This is a genomic window from Salinisphaera hydrothermalis C41B8 (genome assembly GCF_000732535.1).
GTDB classification, from domain to species: Bacteria; Pseudomonadota; Gammaproteobacteria; order Nevskiales; family Salinisphaeraceae; genus Salinisphaera; species Salinisphaera hydrothermalis.
Genome location: NZ_APNK01000064.1, coordinates 1 through 8811 on the forward strand (window position 1 = coordinate 1; position 8811 = coordinate 8811).

Annotated in this window: 10 protein-coding genes; 3 read left to right on the plus strand and 7 right to left on the minus strand. The window is 64.2% G+C overall.

The window, feature by feature from the left end:
- Nucleotides 1-470 precede the first annotated feature (470 nt).
- The 7 genes from C41B8_RS18795 to C41B8_RS18825 all read right to left on the minus strand — a co-directional run bounded on the left by C41B8_RS18795 (nucleotide 471) and on the right by C41B8_RS18825 (nucleotide 6555).
- Nucleotides 471-1193 (minus strand): endonuclease III domain-containing protein, encoded by a 723-nt coding sequence (locus tag C41B8_RS18795; protein WP_051883782.1) that lies wholly within the window; start codon nucleotides 1191-1193, stop codon nucleotides 471-473.
- Between the two features lie 374 nt (nucleotides 1194-1567).
- A complete protein-coding gene (locus C41B8_RS18800; RefSeq protein ID WP_037341808.1) occupies nucleotides 1568-2311 on the minus strand; it encodes a pseudouridine synthase in 744 nt (247 codons plus the stop codon).
- 28 nt (nucleotides 2312-2339) lie between these two features.
- Nucleotides 2340-3119 (minus strand): ferredoxin--NADP reductase, encoded by a 780-nt coding sequence (locus C41B8_RS18805; RefSeq protein ID WP_037341811.1) that lies wholly within the window; start codon nucleotides 3117-3119, stop codon nucleotides 2340-2342.
- Between the two features lie 76 nt (nucleotides 3120-3195).
- Nucleotides 3196-3942 (minus strand): SMC-Scp complex subunit ScpB, encoded by a 747-nt coding sequence (scpB, locus tag C41B8_RS18810; RefSeq protein ID WP_084189208.1) that lies wholly within the window; start codon nucleotides 3940-3942, stop codon nucleotides 3196-3198.
- Nucleotides 3939-4757 (minus strand): segregation and condensation protein A, encoded by an 819-nt coding sequence (locus C41B8_RS18815; RefSeq protein WP_051883783.1) that lies wholly within the window; start codon nucleotides 4755-4757, stop codon nucleotides 3939-3941. The genes scpB and C41B8_RS18815 overlap by 4 nt, the downstream gene beginning before the upstream one ends.
- A 15-nt stretch (nucleotides 4758-4772) precedes the next feature.
- The gene (gene trpS, locus C41B8_RS18820) at nucleotides 4773-5786 is read right to left on the minus strand and encodes a tryptophan--tRNA ligase (RefSeq protein WP_037341816.1); all 1014 of its coding nucleotides are present in this window, start codon (nucleotides 5784-5786) and stop codon (nucleotides 4773-4775) included.
- A 130-nt stretch (nucleotides 5787-5916) separates the two neighbouring features.
- On the minus strand, nucleotides 5917-6555 hold the full coding sequence (locus C41B8_RS18825; RefSeq protein WP_037341818.1) for an L-threonylcarbamoyladenylate synthase: 639 nt from the start codon (nucleotides 6553-6555) through the stop codon (nucleotides 5917-5919).
- A gap of 99 nt (nucleotides 6556-6654) precedes the next feature.
- On the opposite strand from C41B8_RS18825, the gene C41B8_RS18830 reads away from it, so the two are divergent.
- The 3 genes from C41B8_RS18830 to C41B8_RS21045 form a co-directional block, all read left to right on the plus strand.
- Nucleotides 6655-6954, plus strand: a complete 300-nt coding sequence (locus C41B8_RS18830; RefSeq protein WP_037341821.1) for a YciI family protein — start codon at nucleotides 6655-6657, stop codon at nucleotides 6952-6954.
- A 7-nt stretch (nucleotides 6955-6961) separates the two neighbouring features.
- The gene (locus tag C41B8_RS18835; protein ID WP_037341822.1) at nucleotides 6962-7228 is read left to right on the plus strand and encodes a BolA family protein; all 267 of its coding nucleotides are present in this window, start codon (nucleotides 6962-6964) and stop codon (nucleotides 7226-7228) included.
- A 63-nt stretch (nucleotides 7229-7291) separates the two neighbouring features.
- Nucleotides 7292-8811, plus strand: a 1520-nt coding sequence (locus C41B8_RS21045) for a TonB-dependent receptor family protein (RefSeq protein ID WP_156962601.1), incomplete at its 3' end; no start/stop codon positions are given.

Consider the following 8811-nt stretch of genomic DNA (forward strand, 5'->3'; position numbering starts at 1 on the left):
TGGTCGACCCCACCCGGCTTCGTTCTTGTCGGATTACGCGCTTTGCGCTAATCCGACCTACGTGACTACGTCGCTATTGGAAGAGACAAGCGACCCGACCGGGGATGACGGCCTCAGGCGGAGCCTCGGCGTAGGTCGGCTTAGGCCACAGGCCGTAAGCCGACAAAAGCCCGAGCGGCACCGTGGCGGCGGCTGCCGTATCGCGGATGGTCGACCCCACCCGGCTTCGTTCTTGTCGGATTACGCGCTTTGCGCTAATCCGACCTACGTCACTACGTTACGGCAGGCCCTTCGCGGCGCATCGGCAGTATCGCGCTTAGCCTGATGTAGGTCGGCTTAGGCCGCGGGCCGTAAGCCGACAGGGCCGGGGCGCACCGCTAGTCGCAAATTGGCGCCCATGTCGAATTACGCTTCGCTAATCCGACCTACGTGACTACAGCGCCCGCCCGTGTTCGAGTGTCAAGCGGCGTTTAAGCGGGCCCGGCGGCGCGCGCGTATTCGCAGGTCGCGGCCAACGCGCAGCGACCGCAGTCGGGCGCGCGCTTGTGGCACCGCTGTTTGGCGTGGGCGACGATCAGGGCGTGGAGTTCGTCGTAGAAACCCGCCGAGGCGTCGTCGCCCAGGGCCGCCTCGATCGTTTCCCGCAGGCGCTCGTAGCGCCGCGCTCCCTGCCACCAGCCGTAACGCTCGAGGATGCGAAAGGCATAGGCATCGGCAACGAAACGCGGCCGGTCGAACGCATAGAGCGCGATAACGTCGGCAGTTTCCGGGCCGATGCCGTGCAGTGAGCGGAGCTCGCGACAGAGCGTGACCGTATCCAGCGTCTCGATGGCCGCGAATCCGCCGCGTTCGACGAACCAGCGGCATAGTGATCGCAGCCGCTCGGCCTTGATCCGATGCGGCCCGGCGCGGCGGATGAGCGCGGGCAGGTCATCGTGCGCGAGCATGGCCTCGGGCGTGAGCGACCCGGCTTCGCGCAATGCAGCGATCGCGATTTCGACGTTGGTCCAGGCCGTGTGCTGGGTCAGCACCGCCCCGATCAGGATCTCGAAACGCGGATTGGCCGGATCCTGTATCGGCCACCAATGCTGCGGCCCATAAGCCGCCGCCAGACGGTCGTGGAAATCTACGATGGCGGCGGCTGTCGGGCGCGCACCGGCCAGGCCCGACGACTTGTTCTCTTGTGAAGACATTTATCCGCAGATCAACGCAGATTCACACCGATCAAGAAAGCGCACATGGGCTGAACCCGACTGGCATTCATTGACGAACGGATTGCGATCCCCGCAATCCAATGATTCGGAAACGCATCGGCTCGTGTCGCCAAGGCAAACTCTCACGATTGGAAAGAGTCTCGTTGCCGCCCAAAATCGTGCGCCCGCAAGGCGCCTGGCGCCAGCCCTGGTCGCGCACAGGCCAAGCTGCGCATTCGCCTCTGTCCCCGCCGGCGACGTACCGAAAAACGTACCACCGTGAACGCGTATCGAAGCCGATGCATGCAGACATAACCTCTGCGTCAATCTGCGTTGATCGGCGGATAAATGCCTTACGAAAATAGAAGCACCCTCTAACGCTTCAGATCGACCAACCTGGCCAGCGCGGAGACTTCCTTTTTGCTCAACTCGCGGTAGCTGCCGGCCTTGACGCCGGTCGGCAACGGCACCGGACCGAAGCCGGTGCGCATAAGCCGCGACACGGTCACGCCCTGGCTATCCCAAAGGCGGCGCACGACGCGGTTGCGCCCCTGGCGCACGGTGACTTCGAACCAGCGGTTGGCGCGCTCGGCGTCGTCGCCCTCACGAATCGATTCGAAGCGCGCGATGCCGTCTTCAAGCTGCACGCCTTCCACCAACCGGTCCAGCATGGCCTGATCGACCTCGCCGCGCACGCGAACGGCATAGGTGCGTACGATCTGATACGACGGATGTTCCAGCCGGCGCTTGAGTTCGCCGTCGGTGGTCAGCAGCAACAGGCCCGACGTGTTCACATCGAGCCGGCCCACAGACAGCCAACGCCCGGCCGGCAGCTTGGGCAGTTTGCGAAAGACCGTCGGCCGCCCTTCCGGGTCGTGCCGCGTGACGACCTGATCCACATGCTTTTTATAGGCCAGCACGCGGGTCGGGACGTCGCCCTTCTTTTCCAGATTGAGCAGACGGCCATCCAAACGCACGCGATCGCTGGAACCGAGCGTGTCGCCCAGCACGGCCACGCGCTCGTTGATCTTCACGCGTCCCTCGGCGATCGCGCGTTCGAGTTCGCGCCGCGAGCCATAGCCGGCGTGAGCCAGCACTTTCTGTATACGATCAGCCATGAACTATGCGTCCGGACGAATGGGTGCGCTATTTTTCGACGAAGGCACGTTCGATCACGTACTCGCCGGGCTTGCCGATATGCGGCGACACCGTGAACCCGCGATCGTCGAGCAGTTGGGCAGTGTCGTCCAGCATACTCGGGCTGCCACAGATCATGGCGCGATCCTTCTCCGGATCGAGCGGCTCCAGGCCCAGATCGGACGTCAATCGACCGTTGTCGAGCAGCGTGGTCAAGCGGCCCTGGTTCGGAAACGCTTCACGGCTGACCACCGGGTAATACAGCAGCCGCCCCTGGATCAGCTCGCCGAGAATCTCGTCGTTCGGCAGCTCGTGCTTGAGTAACTCGTCGTAGGCGAGATCCTCGATATAACGCACGCCGTGCACCACGATCACCCGCTCGAAGCGCTCGTAGGTTTCCGGATCGCGCACGATCGACAGGAACGGCGCGAGCCCCGTGCCGGTCGACAATAGATACAGATTGCGCCCCGGATGCAGATCGGTGATGAGCAGCGTGCCGGTCGGCTTGGTCGATACGAAGACTTCGTCGTCAACCTGCAGGTGCTGGAGGCGCGAGGTGAGCGGGCCGTCCGGCACCTTGATCGAGAAGAATTCGAGGTGTTCCTCGTAATTGGCGGACACGATGCTATAGGCCCGCAGCAGCGGCTTGCCGCTCTCGGTGGGCAGACCGATCATCACGAACTGGCCGTTTTCGAACCGCAGCGAATCGTCGCGCGTCGTGGTGAACGAAAACAGCGAATCGTTCCAATGCTTCACGCTGGTCACGCGTTCGGTATTCAAAGCTGCCATTGCACTTCCATTGTCGAACCGCTTGCGCGGCGTCAATACAAAAACGGGTTGGCCGATAACGTGGTGGCGACGCCGCCTATTCCAAGTCCGCGCGCTCGTCGCCGTGGTCCGCTTCGTCCGGCGGCGCGTCGGATGCCGCCTCCGGCTCGTCGGGCGCGGGCGCGTTGTCATCGGATTCGGCGTCGTCCGATTCGCCGCGCAGGCGCGCGACCGCGGCATCGAGCGTGTCGATGTCCTTGATCTCGGGCAGGCTCGGCAGATCGGCCAGGCGCTTGACGCCGAAATCGTCGAGGAAACGCGGCGTGGTCGCATACAGCGCTGGTCGGCCCGGCACGTCGCGATGCCCCACCACCTTGATCCAGTCGAATTCGGCCAGGGTCTTGATGATGCCGGTCGACACCGAAACCCCGCGGACCGCCTCGATATCCGAGCGCGCCAGGGGCTGGCGATAGCAGATGATCGCCAACGTCTCGAGCATGGCGCGCGACAGTTTCGGCGGGCGCTCTTCCCACAGCCGCGCCACCAACGCGCCGTAGTCGGGGCCGACCTGGAAACGCCAGCCGCCGGCCACTTCGACCAGATCCGCCGCCGAGTCGGCATAGCGTTCGGCCAGCGCCGACAGCGCCGTGCGCACCTCGGATTTGTCCACCGCCTCGGTGGTCTCGAGCAGACGCACCAGTTGTTCGACCGACAGCGGCGAATCCGCGGCCATCAGCAACGCTTCGATACAGCGCACGAGGCGCTCGGACACTTCCGCGGTATCGGCGACGGCTTCCGTGGCCGGCGCGGGGTTCACGGGCGCGTCGGATTCGTGCTCGTTCATTCCACGCCCCGGCGTCGCAGTGAAACCTGCGCATACGGTGCGTCCTGTTCGATCGCGATCAACGACTCGCGCGCCAATTCCAGAATGGCGAGAAACGACACCACCACGCCGAGCCGGCCTTCCTCGAGCGCGACCAGCGCCACAAACGCGACCGGTCGATCTGAATCCAGCCGTTCCAGGATCCGCGTCATATGCTCGCGCACCGACAACGGCTCGCGCTCGATCACGTGCTGGGAATACAGCTCGGCGCGGGTCAGCACATCATGCAAGGCACCCAGCAGCGCACGCAGATCCGGCTCGGGCGCCGGGCGCTCGATCGTCATTTCGACCGGCTCGTGGCGCACCGGGGTGATATCGCGCCCGACGCGCGGGCAGTCGTCAAGATTCTCGGCGGCTTCCTTGAACTGCTCGTATTCGGCCAGACGACGAATCAGCTCCGCACGCGGGTCCTCGCCTTCGTCTTCTTCCGCGGCCTCGGTCTTGGGCAGCAGCATGCGCGACTTGATCTCGGCCAGCATCGCCGCCATCAGCAGGTACTCGCCGGCGAGTTCGATGGCCATTTCCTCCATCAGCTCGATGTAGGCCATGTACTGCTGCGTGATCGTGAACACCGGGATGTCGAGAATATCCAGGTTCTGGCGGCGGATCAGATACAACAACAGATCGAGCGGGCCCTCGAAGGCTTCGAGGAACACGCGCAGCGCGTCCGGCGGGATATACAGGTCTTCCGGCAGCGCCTCGTAGGGCTCACCGGCGACACGAATCGCCTCGGCCGTCGCCGCCTCGGTCGCCGTGTTGTCCTGAACCGCGCTCAAGATCGAAAGCCGCGCTTACGACGCCGGCAAAAAGCCTGTCGCCGCATACGCGGCATCCAGCGTCGGCTGCGCGCGCTCGCGGGCCGCGGCCGCGCCGCGCGCGAGAATCGCATCCAAGCCGGCCTTGTCCTCGGCGAATTCGGCATAACGCGCCTGCAGCGGCTCGAGAAACGCGACCACGGCATCCGCCAGATCGCCCTTGAGCGCGCCGTACCCCGAGTCGGCATAGTCGGCCTCGAGATCGGCGATCGGCTTGTCGGTCACTGCCGAGAAAATCGACAACAGGTTCGATACGCCCGGCTTGTTGGCCTCATCGAAGCGAACCTCGCCGTCCGAATCGGTCACCGCGCGCTTGATCTTCTTGACCACTTTCTTGGGTGGGTCGAGCAGCTTGATGACGTTGGCCTCGACGTCGTCGGACTTGCTCATCTTCGCGGTCGGCTCGCCCAGGCTCATGATGCGCGCGCCGACTTCCGGGATGAACGGTTCGGGCACGGTGAACACGTTCTCGCCCACGCGCGTATTGAAGCGCTCGGCCAGGTTTCGGGTCAGCTCCAGATGCTGTTTCTGGTCGTTGCCGACCGGCACGGCATCGGCCTGGTACAGCAGGATGTCCGCGGCCATCAGCACCGGGTAATCGAACAGCCCCGCGTTGACGTTATCGACGTTCTTGGCCGACTTGTCCTTGAACTGCGTCATCCGGTTGAGTTCGCCCATCGACGTATGACAGTTCAACAGCCAGGCCAGCTGGGCATGCGCCGGCACATGCGATTGCACAAACAACGTAGCGTTATTCGGATCGATGCCGGCCGCCAGATACAGGCAGAGAAACTCGTGACAGCGGGCACGCAGCGCGGCCGCATCCTGACGCACCGTGATCGCATGCATATCCACCAGCGCGAACAGGCAATCGTGCGTGGCCTGCATGTTCACCCAGTGTTTGAGCGCGCCGATGTAGTTGCCGAGGGTGAGTTCGCCGGAGGGCTGGATGCCGGACAGAACGACGGGACGAGCATTGGCCGAGGACACGAGTTACTCCCAGCTGTCGAGGATGACAAACGCGCGAGTATACGGCACCGAGGCCGGTTAAGGTTCGGCCAGAGGCGCGCGTGCTGCGCCGCACCCGGTCACGCCGCCGAGATGCGGCGTGGCGCGTCGACTACGAGATATGATCCGGTTCCAGACCGATGGCTTCCGCGCTGCCCTTGCCCGGCCGCAGGATCTCGGGCACATCGCCCGTGAGGTCCACCACCGTGGTCGGCTCGATGCCGGTCGCACCGGCGTCAACGATCAGATCGATTCGATTGCCGAACTCTTCGCGCACCTCGGTGGCTTCGGACAGCGAGCGGTCGTCGCCGGATACCGCCGTAACGGTCATGAATGGCTTACCCAACGCCTCCACGATCGCCCGCGCCACCGGATGCCCCGGCACACGAATGCCGATGGTCTTGCGCTTGGGATGGGCGAGCCAGTTCGGCACCTGCTTCGAAGCCTTCAGCACGAAAGTATACGCCCCGGGCGTGGCTGATTTCAGCAGCCGGAAGCTCGGGTTCTCGACCTTGGCGTACTCCGCGATCTCGGACAGATCGCGACACACCAGCGTGAAGAAATGATCCCGATCCAGGCCACGGATCTGGCGGATACGCTCCATCGCGCTCTTGTCGCCCATGGCGCAGGCCAGGCCGTAGGACGAGTCGGTGGGATAGGCGATCACCTGCCCCGCGCGTAAAGCCCGGGCGGCCTTTTCGATCCGGCGGGGCTGGGGCGTTTCGGCGTGGACATGGACAAGTTCGCTCATGGCTCGATTGTAACGGCTTCAAGACGCGTCGCCCATAGTCGGGCCGGGTTGCATGCGGCACACTATGCGCACATCACCCTCCGCTGTGGAAAATCTGCCATGGACTACTTTGCTATCGTGTGTTTCGACGTAGCCGAAAGCGCCGACGGACGCGCCAAGGCCGGCGAAGAACATCGCCAGCGCCTGCGCGATCTCGAGGCCGAAGGCCGCTTGCTGACCGCCGGTCCGCTGCCGCGTACCGATGCCTACGGCCGTATCACCGAGGGCTATCAGGGCAGCATCATCATCGCCGCCTTCGACAGCCTCGAATCGGCTCGCCAGTGGGCGAAGGTCGATCCGTACAACGCCGAAGGCGTGTACATGGAAACCGCCGTTTATCCCTACAAAAAAGTCTTTTAAGCCTGACATGAGCGATCGCATCCACCGCATTCGCGCCGCCCTCGCGGAGGGGCTCGACACCGACGACATCGCCATTCGCGACGACAGTCATCTGCACGTCGGGCACGCGGGCGCGGCCACCGGGCTCGGGCATTTCCACGTCACGATCCGGTCGCCGAAGTTCAGCGGGGTCAGCCCCATCCAGCGTCATCGCATGGTCTACGACGCGCTGGGCGACCTCATGCAGACCGATATCCACGCGGTACAGATACGCGCCATGGCGCCCGAAGAATAAGACCGCTCCAAGAGACCATCGCGCGTCCCGGGGGAGGAGCAAACGCGCGCAGGGAGAACACACGTGAATACCCGCCTCCTGGCGACCGGCTGCCTGCTGTTGGCAGCCGCGCCCGTCTATGCCCAGCCCGGTGCCCCGAGCGGCAGCCCCAGCCGTCCCAAAGACCGCACGATCGCGCCGCCGGCCAACGACAGCAACGCCAGTGCCCCCACCAGCGTGCTGGCCCCGATCCAGGTCAACGCGTTCCGGCTCGGCCAGGATCTGTTGTCGACACCGGCCGCCGTCGATGTGATCGGCCACGACGCGATCGACCAGGGCCGGCGCAAGACGCAGCTGAACTCGGCGCTCAACCGGGTACCCGGCGTCTATGCCAACAACGGTTCCAATTTCGCCCAGAACCTGCGCGTATCGATCCGCGGCTTCGGCGCCCGCTCGGCTTTCGGGGTACGCGGCGTACGCGTGCTCGTCGACGGGATTCCGGAGACACTGGTCGACGGTCAGGCCCAGACCGACTCCATCGATCTCGGCGCCATCGACCGAATGGAAGTGCTGCGCGGCCCGTTCTCAGCGCTCTACGGCAACGCCACCGGCGGCGTGATCGATATCACCACGCTCAAGCCCAGCGACGGCCCGCTCGACGAAGCGGAAATCACCGGCGGCAGCAACGGCTATCACCGCGAAAGCCTGTCGTCGGCGCACAAGTACGGCAAATGGGGCTATGCAGCGACCGTCTCCCGCCTGGAGCAGAAAGGCTACCGCCAGCACAGCAAGGTGGTGAAGAACCAGTTCACCGGCAAGATCGAGCGTGACGTCGGCGCCGACGGCAAGCTGACCGTAACCACCCGCCTGCTGCACGCGCCGAACACACAGGACCCGGGCGGCGTGACGCGGGCTACCGCAAAAGCCGATCGACATGCCGCGCGCGATGCCAACCTCGCCTACGACGCGCGTCAGACCGTCGGCCAGGAGACTCTCGGCGCGGTATTCAAGAATCGTTTATCGGCGCACGAGGATTACAAACTCCACGCCTTCTACACCCACCGCAACTTCATCCAGTACCTGCCCTACGGCAGCAGCAGCGGAGGCGGCGTGGTGACCTATCGACGCAATTTCTTCGGCGGCGGCGCCCAGACCACGCGCTACGACACGCTGTTCGGCCATGCCAACCGACTTGTCGTCGGTGTGGACGCCCAGGCCCAGCAGGACGACCGCCAACGCTACAACAACGACTACGGCAGCAAAGGCACCCTACGCCTGAATCAGGACGAACATGCCACCAACGCGGCTGTGTTCACCCAGGACGAATTCGCCATTACCCCGGACCTGAAAGCGACCGTCGGGGCACGCTACGACTGGCTCGATTTCAATATCGCCGACCATTTCCTGGCCGACGGCAACCAGTCGGGCAGCCGCAACTATCGGCGCCTGTCGATGAATGCGGGCCTGAACTATGCCTGGGCCCATCGCCAGCATATCTACGCCAATATCGCTAACGCCTTCGAATCACCGACATTTACCGAAGAGCTATATGCAAGTCTGGTGTATGGAGACTTGATCAAGCGGCGCTCCGGCGGTCCTGGGAA

Coding starts and splice junctions, on each gene's coding strand:
- C41B8_RS18830 (WP_037341821.1), top strand. CDS start 6,655: ATGGACTACTTTGCTATCGTGTGTTTCGACGTAGCCGAAAGCGCCGAC.
- scpB (WP_084189208.1), bottom strand. CDS start 3,942: ATGAACGAGCACGAATCCGACGCGCCCGTGAACCCCGCGCCGGCCACG.
- C41B8_RS18795 (WP_051883782.1), bottom strand. CDS start 1,193: ATGTCTTCACAAGAGAACAAGTCGTCGGGCCTGGCCGGTGCGCGCCCG.
- C41B8_RS18825 (WP_037341818.1), bottom strand. CDS start 6,555: ATGAGCGAACTTGTCCATGTCCACGCCGAAACGCCCCAGCCCCGCCGG.
- C41B8_RS18805 (WP_037341811.1), bottom strand. CDS start 3,119: ATGGCAGCTTTGAATACCGAACGCGTGACCAGCGTGAAGCATTGGAAC.
- C41B8_RS18835 (WP_037341822.1), top strand. CDS start 6,962: ATGAGCGATCGCATCCACCGCATTCGCGCCGCCCTCGCGGAGGGGCTC.
- C41B8_RS18800 (WP_037341808.1), bottom strand. CDS start 2,311: ATGGCTGATCGTATACAGAAAGTGCTGGCTCACGCCGGCTATGGCTCG.